Here is a 17614-nt window from a genome sequence, read left to right as displayed (position 1 = left end):
TTGGGGCCGAGGGTCACCTTGACGGCGTCCGCGAGCTGGTTCATGCCGCGCTCGAGACCGCGCCGGGCGTCCTCGTTAAACGCGATCATCTTGGCTGCCATACGGCTAACCTCCCAGAGAAAGGGTGGCTTACACCGGATCGAGCCGACGCCCGCGACGGCATGTGGGCCCACGACTCCGTTCGGCGGGCCCCATCGCCTCGATCCAGGATTGGCACTCTCTATGCGTGAGTGCCAACAATCTGTTTAGCACTCTACCCTGTCGAGTGCAAGCCACGATCCGTTGACCTGCGCCGCCCGAGACGGGGACGTCAGCTCCGTGTCATGTGGACGTAGATCTCGCGTCACGTCGGCGTGGGCCACGCGTCACCATCGGCTCGCCGCGCGTTCCGTGCCCCCTGCGGGCTCCGCGCCCGCGTGCGCCTCTCCTCGCGAGCCCGGGTTAGATCCATCTGCGCTGCGGGCTTCGCGCGCCCGCGTGCGCCTCCGGTCGTCTCCGGGCGAGCGCGCACCACCGCCCCGCCCCTCGACCCGTCACCTTCGCGCACCCCCGTGCGGCCACGCGTCCCGTACGGCGCGAAGGCCCGGCTCGCCTACTGGGGGCGAGCCGGGCCTGGGCGGTGAGGATCCAGCGGACTGCGGATACCGCGGGATCCACCGGCTCTTCCCTGCGAATTCACCAAACGGCTACGTCAGACCGCCCGGACGGATTCCGCCTGGGGACCCTTCTGACCCTGGGTGATCTCGAACTCGACCCGCTGGCCCTGCTCGAGGGCACGATAGCCGTCCATCATGATCGCGGAGTAATGGACGAACACATCCTTACCACCGTCTACCGCGATGAAGCCGTAGCCCTTGTCCGCGTTGAACCATTTGACGGTGCCCTGCGCCACTTGCGACTCCTCTTACTGGTCTTAAGGACGACGCCCATTCCTCTCGCGAAGTCCTCAATCGCCGGGACGGACTTCGCCACGTCGATCGTTCCGACCATACCTGTGGGAAGCGGTAGGGCAACAGAGTCAAGCACCAAACTACTGCTTTACAAGAGCTTTTAGTACGAGAACAGAGTTTCACCATCACCATTAGTTAGTTAAGGGTTACATGACCCATCTAAGCCCCTGAATATGAGCTTGCATCATAAAACACGGCACCCGCCCGGCCGGAGCCGGGCGGGTGCCGTGGAGTCGCGGGCGCCCCGGAGGGGGCGGCGCGGGGCGGCCAGGGCCGCGTCAAGCGGAAGAATCAGCCTCCGGCCACCGCCGGGATGATGGAGACCTGAACCCCGGAGGGCGTGGCCGTGTCGAGGTTGTCGACAAAACGGACGTCCTCATCCCCCACATAGACGTTGACAAAACGTCGGATCTTTCCCGATTCATCAAGAATCCGGGCGCCGATCCCCGGGAAGTCCGCGTCGAGCTTCTGAAGAACATCGCGCAGGGTCTCACCCTCTCCGTTCACCTCGGCAGCACCATCGGTGTAAGTCCGGAGAATCGTCGGAATCCGCACAGAAACGCTCATAATTCAGTACCTTTCACGATTTCTAGGCGATAGCCGCACGGAATGCGTCAAGAGAAGGCCGAATCACCGCGGTCGGGCGCGCCTCCGCGGCCACCGCGTCAAGGGTCTTGAGACCGTCGCCGGTGTTGAGCACCACGGTCTCGGCGTCGGGGTCGAGCGTGCCCGAGGCGACCAGCTTGCGCAGCACCCCGACGACGACGCCTCCGGCGGTCTCGGCGAAGATGCCCTCGGTCCTGGCCAGCAGCCGGATCGCGTCGACGATCTCGGCGTCGGTGACGTCCTCGACCGCGCCGCCGGTGCGGCGGGCGATGTCCAGGACGTACGGGCCGTCGGCCGGGTTGCCGATCGCCAGCGACTTGGCGATCGTGTCCGGCTTGACCGGGCGGATCACGTCGTGGCCCGCCTTGTAGGCGGCGGAGACCGGGGAGCACCCCTCGGCCTGGGCCGCGAAGATCTTGTACGGCCTGTCCTCGACCAGGCCGAGCGCGATCAGCTCCTTGAAGCCCTTGTCGACCTTCGTGAGCTGCGAGCCCGACGCGACCGGGATGACGATCTGGTCGGGGATGCGCCAGCCGAGCTGCTCGGCGATCTCGTAGGCCAGGGTCTTGGACCCCTCCGCGTAGTACGGCCGGAGGTTGACGTTGACGAAGCCCCACTGGTCGCCCAGCTCGTCGCCGATGAGCTCGGAGCAGAAGCGGTTCACGTCGTCGTACGTGCCCTCGATGCCGATGAGCCTGCCGCCGTACACGGAGGCCATGACGATCTTGGCCTGCTCCAGGTCGGAGGGGATGAACACGCAGGCGTCCAGCCCGGCCCGCGCGGCGGCGGCGGTCACGGCGCCGGCCAGGTTGCCGGTGGAGGAGCAGGAGAGGGTGTGGAAACCGAAGTTACGGGCGGCCTCGACGGCGATGGCCACCACGCGGTCCTTGAAGGAGTGCGTGGGGTTGCCGGAGTCGTCCTTCACGTGCAGGGAGCGGATGCCCAGCTCGCGGGCGAGGTTGCCGGCGTTGACGAGCTTGGTCCAGCCGGGCGCCATGTTGGGCTTGGCGGCCACGTCGTCGGGGACGGGCAGCAGCGAGCGGTAGCGCCAGATGTTGGTCGGCCCCTCGGCGATGCGCTCCCGGGTCACACGCCCGAAGTCGTACGCGATCTCAAGGGGCCCGAAACACTCGTTACAGGCGAAGCTGGGGCCGAGGTCGTAGCGGGCACCGCACTCCCGGCAGGACAGGGCGACGGCGGGGCCGAAGCGCCGGTCTCGCGCGTCGCCGGCACGACCGGAGGAGGTGGTGGTGTTCTCAGTGGTTGCGAGCGCCATGAAGCGAGGCCTTTCCCTCATCTTCGTCTGGACCACCCTGGTCACAGACCGGAATTGGCACCTGTCCCGGCCGACCTCGTTCAGATCACGAGTCTTGAACCGGGATGGTTGCCGGGGCTTCGCAGGGCCGGTCCCTCCACCCCTCTGGATGAGCAAATATTCAGTTGGAAACCTGACGCGCAGGTCCTCAGCACTCTACCCCGCCCCGCCGCCCTCCTGACTCCTTGTCTCACTGTGCGAGACATGGCGTGTTATCCACCGGACGACCGAACCTTGGCCGCCGGTCGCGAGGCACCCGGAACGCGTCCCGGACGGCAGGCGGGGCTCCCGCCGGACCCGCGATCCTCGGTGATCGCGGGTCCGGCGGGAGCCCCGCCCCCTCCCGGTCATCGCCGCCGGAGGCGACCCGCCGGAGCGGTCATCACCTCTGGAGGCGACCCGCCGGAGCGGTCACGGCACCCGGAACCCCAGGGTGTAGGGACCGGAGCCGGCCGCGCTGACCACCCGGTAGCGGTAGTAGCCGGGCGTGCCGGTGTAGGAGATCCTCTCGTCGGGGCCCGCACTGTCGGAGGTGGCGACGACCGTCCAGCTCCTGCCGTTCCATTTCTGCAGGTACAGGTCGAAGTCGGTGCCGTCGGCGCCGTCCAGGCAGGCGGTCTGGAGACCTCCGACGGTCAACCTGTAGTACAGGCCCCTCGGCTGGTAGGCGGACCGGCCGGCAGCGGCCAGGGTGCCGGTGTAGGTGTTCGGGAAGCCGGTGCAGGTGCCGGTGACCGGCGGCGGCGGATTGCCCGCGGTGGTCCGCAGGGTCAGGCCGTAGGCGGTGAGGATCTCGCCGACCGGCTGGAAGTAGGTGGTGCCGCCCTGGCTGCAGTCGCCGGAGCCGCCGGAGGTGACGCCCTGGGCCTGGTCGATGGAGATGAACGAGCCGCCGGAGTCTCCGGGTTCGGCGCAGACGTTGGTGCGGGTCAGTCCGAAGACGGTGCCCTGGGGGTAGGTGACACTGGCGTCGTGCTGCTGGATGAGTCCGCAGTGCCAGTCGGTGGTGGAGCCGGACCGGCAGACCGAGGCCCCCTCGACGGCGACCCGGGCGCCGGCGACGGGCACGGTGCCGCCCGCACCGTTGTCCACCGTCGGAGTGGCGGTCCAGTCGCTGTTGGTCGCGACCCAGGAGTAGTCGCTGCCCGGGAAGACCGATCCCTGGAAGGTGCCCTGGGCGACGCGGTTGAAGCCGGTGGTGGCGGCGCCGCTCCTTCCGCAGTGACCCGCGCTGACGAAACCCTGCTGGGTGCCCTTGAGCACGGAGAAGCCGATCGAACAGCGGCTGGTGACGCCGATGTAGTAGGCGTTGCCGCCCACCAGGTCGTGCAGGGTCAGGGGAACCTCGGTGCTGGGCAGCACGACCACCGCCTGCTCGTCCACCCCCGCGCTCTCGACGAAGTTCTGGGCGTCCTCAGGTTTCGGGGAGAGGACGACCACCTTGTTCCTCTTCACGTCGACGAAGTGCGCGCTCGACACGAGCGGCCGCGGGGGCAGGGCTTCGTCGATCTTCTGCTTGGTCACGGTGAGCTCCGCCAGCGACCTGGGGACGACCTCGGCCTGGGCTCCCAAGTCGAGGATTGTGGGGATGTCGGCGGCACTGGTGGTGGCCGCCACCAGGGTGTGCGCGGTGCTTCCCCTGAGCCAGACACCGCCGAAACGGGGGCCGAGCCTTCTGCTCAGCTGTATCGCGATCGGGCTCAGGCGGGCCTCGTTGAGCAGCCGGGCCTGGGCCTGGGCCGGGGTCAGGCCGAGGTCGCGCTCAAGCGCCTCCAGCATGTTCGGCGGCGGTTTCAGCGCGGCCGACACGGCCATGGTGGCGGACGGGGCGGCGGGCGCGGCCGGGGCACCCGCCGCCTGGCGTTCGGCGCCGGCCGGTACGGCGGCCAGGGCAAGTGCGGTGGCCGCCAGGACGCATGCCGTGGAAACAGCGTGTCTGCGGAACATGTGGTCTCTCCTCGACCTCGGCTTGCACAGCGTGAGGGGAGATCGCCACATGTCACCGATTGATCACGCGACGTGGGCAACGCCACCTTAAATCAGGCGAGGCCCCTGGAGCCGCGCGCCACGCGGAAGGCGCTCTTCAACGGTTCCGACCGGGTGGGCGCCTCGGCGGGCAGCCCGCCGGAGGCCGGGCGGCCGGGCCGGAGACCGGGCGGCGGTCAGAAGCCGTAAGCGTCGCCCAGGGCGCCCTGGACGTACTTGCGCGCCTGGTGGATGCGTGACTTGGCGGTGCCCAGCGGGATGCGGAGCTGCTCGGCCACCTCGTTGTAGTCGAGCTGGCAGATGTCGCGCAGCACCAGCGCCTGGGCCAGCTCCGGCTTCTCGGCCTCCAGCGCCTCCATCGCGTCGAGCAGGTCCAGCCGGGACCCGGCGATCACGCTCACCCGGGCCACGTCCGGCTTCTGCAGCGGCAGCTCGTCGGAGCTCTGCTCGGCCGCGCGGCGCTTCAGCGAGCGGTAGGTGGTCCTGGCGCAGTTGGCGGTCACGATGTGCAGCCAGGTGCTGAACCGTGCGCGCCCCTCGAAGCGGCCGATGTTGCGTGCCACCGCGAGCAGGGTGTCCTGGCAGGCCTCCTCGGCGTCCTGCCGGAAGGGGAGGATCCGGCCGCAGTGCCTGAGCACGGCGGGCTCGATCCGCTTCAGCAGCTCGCCGAGAGCGCGGTGGTCGCCCTGGGCGGCCGATCGGGCCAGGTCCTCGGTCGTCTCGTCCAGCGCCATCACGGGCCCCCATCAGCGGTCACGGTCGCTGGACATCCTACGGTCGGGGGTCGCGGATGGTGACCCTCCCTCCCCGCCACAAAAAGGGTGATAGAGCGGGGCTCATCACTCCACCTGCTGACAAGAGCTGACACAATTCGATGGAGCCGTTCCTTCCATGACCTGAAGAGCGAGGACATCCCGACCAGGTGCCGGTTAACCTTGGGGTCTCCACGCTCAAGGAGAATCGATGAGCGCGATCCTGGTGGCCTCCAACCGAGGCCCCGTCTCCTTCACCCTCTCCGAGGACGGTTCGCTGTCCATGCGCAGGGGAGGTGGCGGCCTGGTCTCCGGCCTGTCGGAGGTCGCGAAAGACCTCGACGTCCTGTGGGTCTGCGCGGCGCTGTCCGACGGCGACCGCGGCGCCGTGCGGCTGGCCCCCGGCGGCCGGCTCGACCAGGCGGGCTACGGCACCGGGGCGCTGCGGATGCTCGACATCCCCCCGGCGACCTTCCACCGCGCGTACAACGCGGTCGCCAACTCCACCCTCTGGTTCGTCCACCACCTCCTCTATGACACCCCCAACAGGCCCTACTTCGACGCCAGGTTCCGCCGGGAGTGGGAGTCGTACCAGGCCTACAACGAGGCGTTCGCGATGGCACTGGCCGAGGAGGCCCCGCACGGGGCGCGGGTGATGGTGCAGGACTACCACCTGAGCCTGGCCCCGGCCATGCTCAGGGGGGAGCGCCCCGACCTGCGGGTGGCGCACTTCTCGCACACGCCGTGGGCGCCGCCCGAATACTTCAACCTGCTCCCCGACGACGTCGCGACCGAGCTCCTCGAGGGCATCCTGGGCGCCGACCACGCGGGCTTCCTCACCGCTCGCTGGGGCGGGGCGTTCATGGACTGCTGCGAGACGGTGCTCGGCGCGCGGGTCGACCGCGGGGAGCGTACGGTCACGCACGCGGGCAGGACGACCAGGATCGGCACCCACAGCCTGGGCGTGGACGGCAAGGCACTCTGGACGCGGGCGTCCGAGCCCGACGTGGAGTCGCACATGGCCGCGCTCCGCGCCCAGGTGGGCGACCGCAGGCTGATCGTGCGGATCGACAGGACGGAGCTGTCGAAGAACATCGTGCGGGGCCTGGTCGCCTACAAGCAGTTCCTCGCGGCCCACCCGGAGTGGCACGGCCGGGTCACCCACCTCGCCTTCGCCTACCCGTCCCGGCACGACCTGCCCGAGTACCGCGAGTACACCGCGGCGGTGCAGCGCTGCGCCGAGGAGATCGAGGACGAGTACGCCACCGAGGACTGGGACCCGCTGATCCTCAACGTCGACGACGACTACCCGCGCTCGCTGGCCGCCTACCGGCTGGCCGACGTGCTGCTGGTCAACCCGATCCGCGACGGCATGAACCTGGTCGCCAAGGAGGGGCCGATCCTGTCGCCGCACAGCGCGCTGGTGCTGTCGCGGGAGGCCGGCGCCGCCGTCGAGCTGGGCGAGCACGCGCTGACGGTGAACCCCTACGACGTCTCGGCCACGGCCGCCGCGCTGCACGAGGGCCTGACGATGCCCTCGGACGAGCGCGCCAGGAGGGGGGTCCTGCTGGCCGCCGCGGCGACCGCGCTGCCCCCGCACCGGTGGTTCGCCGAGCAGCTCGACGCCCTCGGGTGAGAGCCCAGCTCATTAAACGGTTTTAGACCTGTATGAGATAGTTTTTGGGGCTATTTCACTTTTTCTGGCGTACGGGAGACCGAGTTGACCGCGATCGCGCCCGTCCGGCTGATCCGCGACCGCGCGACCTGGCTGATCTACCTTCAGCTCGGCGTCTTCGCCACCTACCTGTACGGCCTCAGCGCCGCGCTCCCGCTGCTCCGCCTCGACCAGGGCGTGTCCCAGGCGGTCGCCGGGCTGCACGGGACCGCGATGGCCGTCGGCGGCATCATCGTCGGTCTTGCCCTGCCCTGGCTGGCCGGGAGGATCGGCCGCCGGGCCGCCGTCTGGACCGGGATGGCCGGGATGAGCGCCGGAACGCTCATGGTCGCGGCGGCTCCCACCGTGCTGCCGGTCACCCTCCTCGGGTACGGCGTCGCCAGCGGGCTGGCCTCGATCGTCCTGTACCTGGGCATGGCCGCGCTCGACGACCGGCACGGCCCCGCCGGCCCGGCGGCGATCAGCGAGGCCAACGCCGTCTGCGTGATCGTCGGCATCGGGGTCCCGTTCGTGGTCAGCGCCGCCGCGCAGAGCGCCTTCGGCTGGCGGGCCGCGCTGCTGGTGACCCCCGCGCTGGCCGCGCTGCTCGCGCTGACCATGGGGCGCGTACGGATCCCCGAGCCCCTGGAGGTCTCGAAAGGCACCGGGGAGGGTGCCGCCCGCTTCGGCTGGCGGTTCTACCTGGCCGCGGCCGTGCTGTTCTGCTGCGTCGCGATGGAATTCTGCTTCAACCTGTGGGCGGCCAAGCTGTTCTCCGACCAGACCGGACTGCCCGCGGCGGTGGCCGCGACCGCGGTCGCTGCGTTCACCGCCGGGATGGCGGCCGGGCGGCTGGCCGGGGCCTGGCTGGCCCTGCGGGTGCCCCCGACCGCGCTGTTCCTCGGCGCCCTCCTGGTCGCGGCCGCCGGGTGGGCGATCTTCTGGCTGAGCACGAACCCGATGTTCTCCTACGCGGGCCTGGCCGTGTCGGGACTGGGGGTCGCGCTGCACTTCCCGATGGCGCTGTCCCGGGTGCTGGCCGCCTCCGGCGGGCGGCGGGACCGGGCGTCGGCGATGGCCTCGATCTTCGCCGGGCTGGCGGTGGGGATCGGGCCGTTCCTGCTGGGCGCGCTGGCCGACGGATTCGGCACCCAGCAGGCGTTCCTCATGGTCCCCGCCCTGATCGGGCTCGCCGCCGGAGGGCTGCTGATCACCGCGGGCGGACGTCTCCGGGCGGTCGCCGGCGAGCCCGCCTGAGCGGGCGCGGGCGGAGGTTCCCGAGCGCGCGGGCCCCTGCCGGGCGGACGGCTCACCCGGGCTTCGCCCTACGCCTCCCTCTCGACGGCGTCGGCGATCGAGGTGAGGAACTCCAGGACCCCCGGCGGCCCGTCCACCACGATGTCGGCCTCCACCTCGATCTCGGGCGACCCGCTGAACACCGTCACGCCCGGCAGCCCGGAGGCCCGCACGGCCGCGAACGCCGCGAGGTCGCCCAGGTCGTCCCCGGCGAACAGCACCGACCTGGCGGCCCGCTCGCCCAGGAAGGCGCTCAGCGCCACTCCCTTGTCCATCCCCGGCGGGCGCAGCTCCAGCACGAACTTGCCCGGCTCCACCGCCAGCCCCGCCCCGGCGGCCAGCGCGGCGACCGGCTCGCGCAGCGCGTCGAGCGCCGCCCACGGGTCGGCGGCCTGCCGGGTGTGCACGGCCACCGACCGCTCCTTGTCCTCGATCCTGATCCCCTCGATCCCCGCCACCAGCGGGACGAGCCCGGTGCGGGCGAGGTCGAGGCCCGGGTGGACGGGCGGCGCGGCGAGCGCCCCCGCCTCCCAGCGTTCGAGGCCGTAGTGCCCGAGCACGACCAGCCCCGGCACACCGGCCAGGGAGCCGTACTCGACGGCCGTGGCGGCCGGACGGCCGGTCACGATCACCACGGCGCCGACCAGGCGGCCGAGCCTGGCCAGCACCTCGGCCCCGCCGGGGTGGATCCTGGCCGCCGCGGGATCGGGGACGATCGGGGACAGCGTGCCGTCGAAGTCAAGCCCGATCACCGCTCCCGCCGGATCGGCGACGATCGCCTTCAACCCGTCGGACGTATTCGTCGTCATGCCCGCCTCAGCCTGTCGAGTGTGTTCGCCGTCATACCGGCTCCGCTCTCGCGGTCGCCGTCCGACCGGTCGTACCCGAACATCAGGGGCGTAAGCCCATTTTCCGGGCGGCACGATCGCGGCGCCGGGTCTCCCGGAGCCGGCGCAGGCGCTTGACCAGCATCGGATCGTGGGCGAGCGCCGCCGGCAGGTCGATGAGCTCGCTGAGCAACTGGTAGTAGCGCGTCGCGGAGATGTCGAAGGCCTCGCGGACCGCCTGTTCCTTGGCGCCCGCGTAGCGCCACCACTGGCGCTCGAAGGCGAGCAGCTCGCGCTCCCGGTCGGTGAGAGCCCTCGGCGCGGGCTCCGGAGCAGCGCTGTCACCGGAACTCGACGCGGTGTCCATTGCTTCCTCCTGCCTCGGGGCACGCGGTGACCACACCGCGCACGCGCGGCTCGAAGTCAGAATAGTCCGGAATTTCGCGCTGTTCATGACGGATGCGGAGACGTACAGTCACCTGATGTGACCTCTGTCATCAGCCTTCTCACCGACTACGGACTGGAAGACGGCTACATCGCCGCATGTCACGGCGTGATCGTCGGAATCGCTCCTGAGTCGCGAATCATTGACGTGTGCCATCTGGTCCCCTCGGGGGACGTACGGCGCGGTGCGGCAATCCTGGCCCAGACGATCGCCTACCTTCCTTCGGGCGTGCACGTCGCCGTGGTGGATCCCGGCGGTGGCGGCTCGCGCCGGGCCGTGGCCGTCCAGGCCGGCGACCACATGTTCCTGGGCCCGGACAACGGGTTGCTGTCGTGGGCAATCCACGCCAGCGGGGGCGCGCGAGCCGCCTACGAACTCTCCAACAAGGAGCTCTTCCTGGAACCGGTCTCGCCGACCTTCCACGGCCGCGACCTCTTCGCCCCGGTGGCGGCGCACCTGGCGATCGGGTGCCATCCGTCCGAGCTGGGACCGGAGATCCCGCTGGAGCGGCTCGTCTCGCTCCCCGCGCCCACCTCCGTGCTGCGGGAGGACTACGTCGAGGGGGAGGTGCTGTCGGTCGACCGGCACGGCAACGCCCAGCTGTCGATCGGCTCCGGCGATCTGGTGACGCTGGACGTCGCGCCGGGAGACACCCTGGTGGTCTGGCTGGGCAGGCGACGGCTCTCGGTGCCGTTCAGGGAGACCTTCGCCGCGGTCCCGCCCGGGGAGGTCGTGGCCTTCACCGACTCGGCCGGGCTGATCGCGCTGGCGGTCAACTCCGGCGACGCCTCCCAGCGGCTGGGCCTGCCTCCCGGAGCCCACGTGCGGCTCTCCCCCGCTCCCTGACATGCACAGCAAATGTGATTTAAGAGGAAATCAAGCCATGCATCATCCCGTTTAGTAAGACACCTTTTTCGTCGGCAGTTTTTTCCACCGGAATCACGCATGCCGGAATTCAGGTGACGTTTCCCAATCCCCCATGGAAAATGTGGCCGCGCCGTACTCCCCGTGGCCGCCGGCACGCCTTCACGGCGACGGCTCCCCCTGGAGCAGGCCCTTCCCGCCCTGCCGCCCGCCGGGAGGCCACCCTCGGCCGGACATACGAGCTGACCTGGCAATTAAGGAATTCGACGAGGCGTGAAAGGCCTTATGCGCCCGGATCGGATCGGCAATAGACCGAGTTTCGTTCGGATATAACCCAGCGATCATTGCCACAAGCTGACCATTCTTGACCCTCCAGAAAGCATGTCGCTGGATAGTCTCACTCCCGTTACTTTGAGTAGCCGCGTGCAGACGGTCCGTTCCAGAGGCCCCAGACACTGCCGCGACGATTTCCTTCCAGGGGGAACCACAATGATTCGTCGTCTTCTCATCACCTCCGCGTGTGTCGGTATCGCCGTCATCGCACCGGCCGCGGTCGCGTCCGCGTCCACCTCCTCCACCTCCACGGCCAAGGTCAGCGCCCAGTCGGTCGTCAAGGCCGCCGCCAAGGCCAAGGCCGCCAAGAAGGCCGCCGACTGCTGCGGCGTCGGCGTCGTCAGCGGCGCTGCGTCCTTCATCCCGACGAGCACCGTCACGTACGGCGCCACCGTCATCCCCACGGCCGTGAGCAGCGGCATCGGCTGCGGCGGCGGCATCTACGGCGGCGGCTTCGGCGGCGGCATCTACGGCGGCGGGATCTACGGCGGCGGCGTCTACGGTGGCGGCTGCTACGGCGGCGTCTACGGCGGCGGCGTCTACGGCGGCGGCTTCGGCGGCGGGGGCTTCTACGGCGGCGGCTTCGGCGGCGGCTTCGGCGGGGGCGGCATCCTCGGCGGCGGCCTCTTCGGCCGTGGCGGCAACACCATCGGCGGCGGCGGCAACATCATCAGCAGCGGCAGCGGAGTCGGCCACGGTGTCGGCATCGGTGGCCTCGTCGGCATCGGCGGCGTCGGCGTCGACATCCTCTAGCCGGACAGACACCCTGCGGTAAAGCGGTAAAGCAGACAGGGCGCGGCCTCCACAACTCCATGTGGGGGCCGCGCCCTTCGCTGTCGCGGGTCCGGCTGTTTCGGGTCCGGCTGTTTCGGGTCCCCGCCCTCTCAGGCTCTCCCGAGCGCTCTTCTACACGTGGATCACGTCGTGGGTCTCGGCGAAGTGGCAGGCGCTCGCGTGCGCGGTGCCGGGCCGGATCTGCAGCAGCGGCTCCTCGACGGCGCAGATCTCCTGGGCCTTCCAGCACCGCGTGCGGAACCGGCAGCCCGACGGCGGGTTGGCGGGGGAGGGCGGGTCACCCTGGAGGATGATCCGCTCGCGTCGCTCGCGCCCCTCGGGGTCGGGCACCGGAACGGCCGACAGCAGCGCCTGGGTGTAGGGGTGCGCGGGCCGGTCGTAGATCTCGACGTCCTTACCGATCTCCACCATCTTGCCCAGGTACATCACCCCGACCCGGTCGGAGATGTGCCGGACCACCGACAGGTCGTGGGCGATGAAGACGTACGCGAGGCCGAACTCGTCCTGCAGCCGCTCCAGCAGGTTGACGACCTGCGCCTGGATCGACACGTCCAGCGCGGAGACCGGCTCGTCACAGACGATGATCTCCGGCTGGAGCGCCAGCCCGCGGGCGATACCGATGCGCTGGCGCTGGCCGCCGGAGAACTGGTGCGGGTAGCGGTTGATGTGGTCGGGGTTGAGGCCGACCACCTCGAGGAGCTCCTGGACCTTGCGGCGCCGGTCACCCTTGGGGGCGACCTCCTGGTGGATCTCGAACGGCTCGCCGATGATGTCGCCCACGGTCATCCGGGGGTTCAGCGAGGTGTACGGATCCTGCATGACCATCTGGATGTTGCGGCGCGCCCGCTTGAGCTCGCCGCGCCTGGCGTCGGCGATCTCCCTGCCGTTGATCTTCACCGAGCCCGAGGTCGGCCGCTCCAGCGCCATCAGGAGCTTGGCCAGTGTGGACTTGCCGCACCCGGACTCGCCCACGATGCCGAGCGTCTCGCCCCGGCGCAGGTCGAAGGAGACCCCGTCGACGGCCTTGATCGCGCCGACCTGCTTGCGCAGGATGACGCCCTGGGTCAGCGGGAAGTGCTTGACCAGGTCGCGGACCTCAAGGATCGGCTCACCCGTGGCTGCCATCGAGGACCTCCCTCCAGTAGTGACACGCGCTGCCGCGCGTCGGGCCGATCTCGTACAGCGGGGGCGCGTCGACGACGCAGTTGTCCTGACGGTACGGGCACCGGGGGTGGAAGGCGCAGCCCGTGGGCATGTCGAGCAGGTTCGGCGGCATGCCCTTGATGGCGTACAGCTCCTGCCCCTTCTGGTCGACCCGGGGAATCGAGTCGAGCAGGCCCTTGGCGTACGGGTGGGCGGGCCTGCGGTAGATGTCGTGCACGAGGGCGTTCTCCACGATCCGCCCGCCGTACATGACCGCGATCTTGTCGGCGACGTCGGCCACCACGCCGAGGTCGTGGGTGATCAGGATCAGGCCCATGTTGCTCTCGCGCCGCAGCTCGCCCAGGAGTTCCATGATCTGGGCCTGCACCGTCACGTCGAGGGCGGTGGTCGGCTCGTCGGCGATCAGCACCTCGGGGTCGAGCGCGATCGACATCGCGATCATGATGCGCTGGCGCATTCCCCCGGAGAACTGGTGGGGGTAGTCGTGCACCCGCTGCTTGGCGGCCGGGATGCGGACCCGGTCCATCAGCTCGATCGCCTTCTTCTGGGCGTCGCGCTTGGAGGCGCCCCGGTGCACCCGGAACATCTCCCCGATCTGGGCGCCGACGGTGAACACCGGGTTCAGCGCGGAGAGCGCGTCCTGGAAGATCATCGCGATCCGCCGGCCGCGCACCTGGGTGCGGGCCTCCTCGGACAGGTCGAGCAGGTTCGTGCCCCGGAAGCGGATCTCGCCCTTGGGAATGCGGGCCGGCGGGGAGTCGAGGATGCCCATGATGGCCTGCGCGGTCACCGACTTGCCCGAGCCGGACTCGCCGAGCACCGCGAGCGTCTCCCCGGGGTTCAGCGAGTAGCTGACCCCGTTGACCGCCTTGACCAGGCCCTGCCTGGTCACGAACTCCACGTGCAGGTCGTCGACGGCGAGCAGCGGCTCGCTGCCCGGCGCCTCCCTGGACGGCACCACCGGCGTTGAGGTCTTCTTCACGGGTCCCCCTACCGCAGCTTCGGGTCGAGGGCGTCGCGGACGGCGTCGCCCAGCATGATGAAGGCCAGCACCGTCAGGCTCAGGAACAGCGCCGGGAACAGCAGCGCCCACGGAGCCTCCAGGAAGCGCTCCCTGGCATCGGAGATCATGAGCCCCCAGGAGATGTCGGGTGAGCGCAGACCCACGCCGAGGAAGGACAGGCCGGCCTCGGCGGCGATGAAGTAGCCCAGGTTGATCGTGGCGACCACGATCACCGAGGCGATCGCGTTCGGCAGGATGTGCCGGAACATGATCCTCGACGCGGAGGCGCCGAGCGCCCTCGCCGCGAGCACGTAGTCCTGGCTCTTGGCGGTGATCACCGCCGCCCTCATGATCCGGTACGTCATCGGCCAGGTCAGCACGGCCAGCGCGAGCATGACGGTCCACACGTTGCCCGTGCGGAAGACCGCCAGGATGAGCAGGGCGCCGAGGATCGACGGGATCGCGAAGAAGATCTCCGTGAGCCGGGAGAGCACGGTGTCCAGCGCGCCGCCCCTGAATCCCGCGAAGAGACCGAGCAGGCCGCCCACGATCGCGGTGACGACGGTGGTGGCCAGCCCGACCACTATCGAGTTGCGGGCGCCGTGGATGGTGCGGGCGTAGATGTCGCAGCCGAGGTTGTCGGTGCCGAACCAGTGCGCCGCGCTCATGCCCAGCCGGGCGTCGCCCAGGTCGCAGCTCTTGGCGTCGAACGGGTTCACCGAGGTGAACAGCGAGGGAACCACCGCCATGACGACCAGGACGGCGATGAGGACGGACGCCCCGATGAAGAGCGGGCGGCGGCGCAGGTCGTACCAGGCGTCGCCCCACAGGCTCGCGGCCTTGGGCGCCTTGGCGCCCTTCGCGCCCCTTCTGGGCCTGCCGTGCTTGGGGTTCCCGGTCTGCCCTCCGGCCGGGACAAGAGTGTCACTCATAACGGATCCTCGGGTCGAGCACGGCGTAGAGCAGGTCGACGACCAGGTTGGCAAGGATGTAGATCAGCACCAGGACGGTCACGATGCCGACGACCACGGGCTGCTCGCGCAGGTACACGGAGCTGAACAGCTGCTGGCCGATGCCCGGCAGGTTGAAGATCGTCTCGGTGATCACCGCGCCGCCCATCAACGTACCGAGGTCGGCGCCCAGGTAGGTGACCAGCGGGATCAGCGCGTTGCGCAGCGCGTGCCGCCCGACGACCCGGTTCCGGGGCAGGCCCTTGGCCACCGCGGTGCGGATGTAGTCGGCGCGCAGGATCTCCACCAGGCTGTTCCTGGCCAGCCGGGTGAGGTAGGCGATCGACGTCCCGGCGAGCACGAAGCCGGGCAGCAGGTAGCTGCGCCAGCCCTCTGTCACGCCCGCGACGGGGAAGAGGTCGATCCCGGCCTGCTTGAGCTTCACGCCCAGCAGCAGCTGGAGCACGAAGCCGGTCACCAGGGTGGGGATGGAGATCAGCACCAGGGTGGAGGCGAGGATCATCGAGTCGCTGGCCTTGCCGTGGCGCAGCGCCGCGTACAGGCCGAGCCCCACGCCGATGACGGCCTCCATCACCAGGGCGGTCGCCGCCAGGTTGATGGTCACCTGGAACTTGCCGGCCATGATCTCGTCGACTCCGACGCCGGCGAAGGTGGTACCGAAGTCACCGCCGAGCAGGCCGGTGATGTAGTACCAGTACTGCACCAGGAACGGGTCGTTCAGGTGGTACTGCTCGCGCAGGATGGCGACGATGTTGGGGTCTACCCGCTTCTCGCCCGCCAGCGCCGCGATGGGGTCTCCGGGCAGCGCGAAGACGATGGCGTAGATGAGCAGGGTGGCGCCCACCAGGACTGGTATCGCCTGGATCAGGCGCCTGAGGATGTAACGGCCCATTCGTATCTCCCGTAGGTACCCGGGGCGATCTCGCGGACCGGCGGGTCACACGGTGCCGCGAGATCGTTCCGGGCGGCCAGTGGGGCCGGGCTCCCGCCCGGCCCTCAACCGGTCGTCAGCTGGCCTTCTCGATCTCGGTCCACTCGATCTGGTTGAGAAGATTGATCTTGACGCCCTTGACGTGCTGGGAGAACGCGGCGTTGGTCCGGTAGAAGTACACCGGGATGTACGGCAGTTCCTTGATCAGGATGTCGTCGGCCTGCTGGTAGAACTTCAGGCCCTCCTCCTGCGTCGGAGCGGTGTCGCCCTTGGCCAGGAGCTCGTCGAACTCCTTGTTCGACCAGCCGGCGTAGTTGGAGCCGGTCTTGATCGCGACGGTGGAGAAGATCGGGGTCAGGTAGTTCTCCGCCGACGGGTAGTCGATCGCCCAGCCCATGCGGAACATGCCGCCGTAGGTCTTCTTGTCGAGCTCGTCGAGAATCGAGGCGAACTTCTCGAAGGGCTTGACCGTCACCTCGATACCCAGGTTGGCGCGGAGGCTGTTCGCGACGGCCTCGATCCACTCCTTGTGCGGGCCGTCGGTGTTGTAGCCCAGCTCCAGCGTCTTGGGGCCGTTGTTCTCCGCGTACTGCGCCTTGGCCTTGTCGGGCTCGTAGCTGCAGGCCGTGCAGGCACCGGCGCGGTACCCCTCGAGGAGGGGGTTGATGAAGTCGTCCGCCGGGGCGCGCGTGCCGGAGAAGACCTTGTCGGCGATGGTCGCGCGGTCGATGGCCATCGAGATGGCCTCGCGGACCTTCACGTTCGCGTACGTCTTGTTGTACTGCAGCGGGAAGCCGATGTAGCCGACGCCGGCGTCCGCCTCGTCCATGTAGCGCTCGCCGAGCTCCGACTTGGCGCGGGCGATCGCCGAGGGGGGCAGCGAGTCGTGCACGTCGAGGTTGCCCGCGGCCAGGTCGTTGAACGCGGTCTCCGGGCTCGTGTAGAGCTTGAACTGGAGCTTGGTGAACTTCGGCTTCGTCCCGGCGAACTTGTCGTACCGGGTGAGGTCGATCGTCTGATCGGTGCCCTTGTTGTAGGGCTTGTCGATCTGGAAGTAGCCCTGGCCGATCGGCTTCTTGGCGTACTCCTCGGTGACCTTGCCGTCGGGGCCGAAGGCCGCCTTGGGCAGCGGGTAGAACGCCGTGTAGCCCAGCATCGTCTTGAACTGCGAGAACGGCTTGGCGAGGGTGACGCTGAAGGTGCTCTCGTCGATGACCTTCAGGCCCTTCATCTCCTTGGTGGAGACGGTCTGGCCCTCGCCCGGGTTCAGGTCGGCCCAGCCGTCGACCCGCGCGAAGAAGCCGTTGGCGCCCTGGACGTTGTCCTGGTTGGCGGCGTAGTTCCACGCGTCGACGTAGTTCTGCGCGATCAGCTTCTCGCCGTTGTGCCAGGTGTAGCCGGGCTTGAGCTTGATCGTCCACACCGTGTTGTCGGTCGACTCGATCGACTCGGCGACCTCGTTCACGACCTGCTTGTTCTCGTCGTAGCCGACCAGCGGGGCGAAGATGGCGGCCATGACCTCGGCGCCCTCGGACTCGGTGGTGTCACCGGGGTAGAAGAGCTTCTGCGGCTCGCCGAGCTCCATACGCACGGGCTGGTCGGCCGCGGCCGTCCCGCCATCCGAGGACGTCGAGCTGCCACACGCGGTCAGCGCGAGGGCGAGCAACGCGGTGCCGGCGGTGAGCCGCGCACCCTTAGAAACGCGCATTGCGGTAAATCCTC

At 69.3% G+C, this 17614-nt stretch carries 16 protein-coding genes and 1 riboswitch; of the genes, 4 read left to right on the top strand and 12 right to left on the bottom strand.

Annotation, left to right across the window (positions count from 1 at the left end; translation table 11 throughout):
* Window positions 1–691: 691 nt before the first annotated feature.
* From ACTOQ2_RS41345 to ACTOQ2_RS41325, 5 genes are all read right to left on the bottom strand, one after another.
* Complete coding sequence (locus ACTOQ2_RS41345) at window positions 692–892, bottom strand: cold-shock protein (RefSeq protein ID WP_012895270.1); 201 nt, start codon at window positions 890–892, stop codon at window positions 692–694.
* Between the two features lie 349 nt (window positions 893–1241).
* Window positions 1242–1517 carry a MoaD/ThiS family protein gene (locus tag ACTOQ2_RS41340; RefSeq protein ID WP_350977546.1) on the bottom strand — a complete coding sequence of 92 codons (276 nt, stop codon included), beginning with the start codon at window positions 1515–1517 and terminating at the stop codon, window positions 1242–1244.
* A gap of 22 nt (window positions 1518–1539) precedes the next feature.
* Window positions 1540–2832, bottom strand: coding sequence for a threonine synthase (gene thrC, locus ACTOQ2_RS41335; RefSeq protein ID WP_440107093.1), 1293 nt, complete (start codon window positions 2830–2832; stop codon window positions 1540–1542).
* Between the two features lie 14 nt (window positions 2833–2846).
* A riboswitch (SAM riboswitch) is annotated at window positions 2847–2987 on the bottom strand.
* A gap of 295 nt (window positions 2988–3282) precedes the next feature.
* Window positions 3283–4818 (bottom strand): S1 family peptidase, encoded by a 1536-nt coding sequence (locus tag ACTOQ2_RS41330; protein ID WP_440107091.1) that lies wholly within the window; start codon window positions 4816–4818, stop codon window positions 3283–3285.
* Window positions 4819–5033: 215 nt separating this feature from the next.
* A complete protein-coding gene (locus ACTOQ2_RS41325; protein ID WP_344744275.1) occupies window positions 5034–5591 on the bottom strand; it encodes an RNA polymerase sigma factor in 558 nt (185 codons plus the stop codon).
* A gap of 229 nt (window positions 5592–5820) precedes the next feature.
* Between ACTOQ2_RS41325 and ACTOQ2_RS41320 the strand changes: the two genes are divergently transcribed.
* Entirely contained in the window at window positions 5821–7245 is a 1425-nt protein-coding gene (locus ACTOQ2_RS41320; protein WP_440107089.1) for an alpha,alpha-trehalose-phosphate synthase (UDP-forming), read from the top strand.
* An 84-nt stretch (window positions 7246–7329) separates the two neighbouring features.
* A complete protein-coding gene (locus tag ACTOQ2_RS41315) occupies window positions 7330–8520 on the top strand; it encodes an MFS transporter (protein WP_440107087.1) in 1191 nt (396 codons plus the stop codon).
* Window positions 8521–8588: 68 nt separating this feature from the next.
* Here the strand turns inward: ACTOQ2_RS41315 and otsB are convergent, their stop codons facing one another.
* Together otsB and ACTOQ2_RS41305 are read right to left on the bottom strand one after the other, a co-directional pair.
* Complete coding sequence (otsB, locus tag ACTOQ2_RS41310; RefSeq protein ID WP_440107085.1) at window positions 8589–9368, bottom strand: trehalose-phosphatase; 780 nt, start codon at window positions 9366–9368, stop codon at window positions 8589–8591.
* An 82-nt stretch (window positions 9369–9450) separates the two neighbouring features.
* Entirely contained in the window at window positions 9451–9753 is a 303-nt protein-coding gene (locus ACTOQ2_RS41305) for a DUF3263 domain-containing protein (protein WP_440089694.1), read from the bottom strand.
* A gap of 117 nt (window positions 9754–9870) precedes the next feature.
* Between ACTOQ2_RS41305 and ACTOQ2_RS41300 the strand changes: the two genes are divergently transcribed.
* Window positions 9871–10677, top strand: a complete 807-nt coding sequence (locus ACTOQ2_RS41300) for an SAM hydrolase/SAM-dependent halogenase family protein (RefSeq protein ID WP_440107083.1) — start codon at window positions 9871–9873, stop codon at window positions 10675–10677.
* Window positions 10678–11184: 507 nt separating this feature from the next.
* Window positions 11185–11781, top strand: coding sequence for a hypothetical protein (locus ACTOQ2_RS41295; RefSeq protein ID WP_440107081.1), 597 nt, complete (start codon window positions 11185–11187; stop codon window positions 11779–11781).
* A 153-nt stretch (window positions 11782–11934) separates the two neighbouring features.
* Here the strand turns inward: ACTOQ2_RS41295 and ACTOQ2_RS41290 are convergent, their stop codons facing one another.
* From ACTOQ2_RS41290 to ACTOQ2_RS41270, 5 genes are all read right to left on the bottom strand, one after another.
* A complete protein-coding gene (locus ACTOQ2_RS41290) occupies window positions 11935–12948 on the bottom strand; it encodes an ABC transporter ATP-binding protein (protein WP_440074011.1) in 1014 nt (337 codons plus the stop codon).
* Window positions 12932–13969, bottom strand: coding sequence for an ABC transporter ATP-binding protein (locus ACTOQ2_RS41285; protein ID WP_440074010.1), 1038 nt, complete (start codon window positions 13967–13969; stop codon window positions 12932–12934). Before ACTOQ2_RS41285 ends, ACTOQ2_RS41290 begins: the two co-directional genes overlap by 17 nt.
* Before the next feature lie 8 nt (window positions 13970–13977).
* The gene (locus ACTOQ2_RS41280; protein ID WP_440107079.1) at window positions 13978–14922 is read right to left on the bottom strand and encodes an ABC transporter permease; all 945 of its coding nucleotides are present in this window, start codon (window positions 14920–14922) and stop codon (window positions 13978–13980) included.
* Window positions 14915–15853 (bottom strand): ABC transporter permease, encoded by a 939-nt coding sequence (locus ACTOQ2_RS41275; protein ID WP_440107077.1) that lies wholly within the window; start codon window positions 15851–15853, stop codon window positions 14915–14917. Before ACTOQ2_RS41275 ends, ACTOQ2_RS41280 begins: the two co-directional genes overlap by 8 nt.
* A gap of 115 nt (window positions 15854–15968) precedes the next feature.
* Complete coding sequence (locus tag ACTOQ2_RS41270) at window positions 15969–17600, bottom strand: peptide ABC transporter substrate-binding protein (protein ID WP_440107075.1); 1632 nt, start codon at window positions 17598–17600, stop codon at window positions 15969–15971.
* Window positions 17601–17614: the final 14 nt, after the last annotated feature.

Source organism: Streptosporangium sp. H16, from assembly GCF_051918855.1.
Classification (GTDB): domain Bacteria; phylum Actinomycetota; class Actinomycetes; order Streptosporangiales; family Streptosporangiaceae; genus Streptosporangium.
The sequence above is the reverse complement of the archived record's forward strand: the minus strand, read 5'-3'. Positions and strand labels throughout refer to the sequence as shown.

Coding starts and splice junctions, on each gene's coding strand:
- ACTOQ2_RS41340 (WP_350977546.1), bottom strand. CDS start 1,517: ATGAGCGTTTCTGTGCGGATTCCGACGATTCTCCGGACTTACACCGAT.
- thrC (WP_440107093.1), bottom strand. CDS start 2,832: ATGGCGCTCGCAACCACTGAGAACACCACCACCTCCTCCGGTCGTGCC.
- ACTOQ2_RS41330 (WP_440107091.1), bottom strand. CDS start 4,818: ATGTTCCGCAGACACGCTGTTTCCACGGCATGCGTCCTGGCGGCCACC.
- ACTOQ2_RS41325 (WP_344744275.1), bottom strand. CDS start 5,591: ATGGCGCTGGACGAGACGACCGAGGACCTGGCCCGATCGGCCGCCCAG.
- ACTOQ2_RS41320 (WP_440107089.1), top strand. CDS start 5,821: ATGAGCGCGATCCTGGTGGCCTCCAACCGAGGCCCCGTCTCCTTCACC.
- otsB (WP_440107085.1), bottom strand. CDS start 9,368: ATGACGACGAATACGTCCGACGGGTTGAAGGCGATCGTCGCCGATCCG.
- ACTOQ2_RS41305 (WP_440089694.1), bottom strand. CDS start 9,753: ATGGACACCGCGTCGAGTTCCGGTGACAGCGCTGCTCCGGAGCCCGCG.
- ACTOQ2_RS41295 (WP_440107081.1), top strand. CDS start 11,185: ATGATTCGTCGTCTTCTCATCACCTCCGCGTGTGTCGGTATCGCCGTC.
- ACTOQ2_RS41290 (WP_440074011.1), bottom strand. CDS start 12,948: ATGGCAGCCACGGGTGAGCCGATCCTTGAGGTCCGCGACCTGGTCAAG.
- ACTOQ2_RS41280 (WP_440107079.1), bottom strand. CDS start 14,922: ATGAGTGACACTCTTGTCCCGGCCGGAGGGCAGACCGGGAACCCCAAG.
- ACTOQ2_RS41275 (WP_440107077.1), bottom strand. CDS start 15,853: ATGGGCCGTTACATCCTCAGGCGCCTGATCCAGGCGATACCAGTCCTG.
- ACTOQ2_RS41270 (WP_440107075.1), bottom strand. CDS start 17,600: ATGCGCGTTTCTAAGGGTGCGCGGCTCACCGCCGGCACCGCGTTGCTC.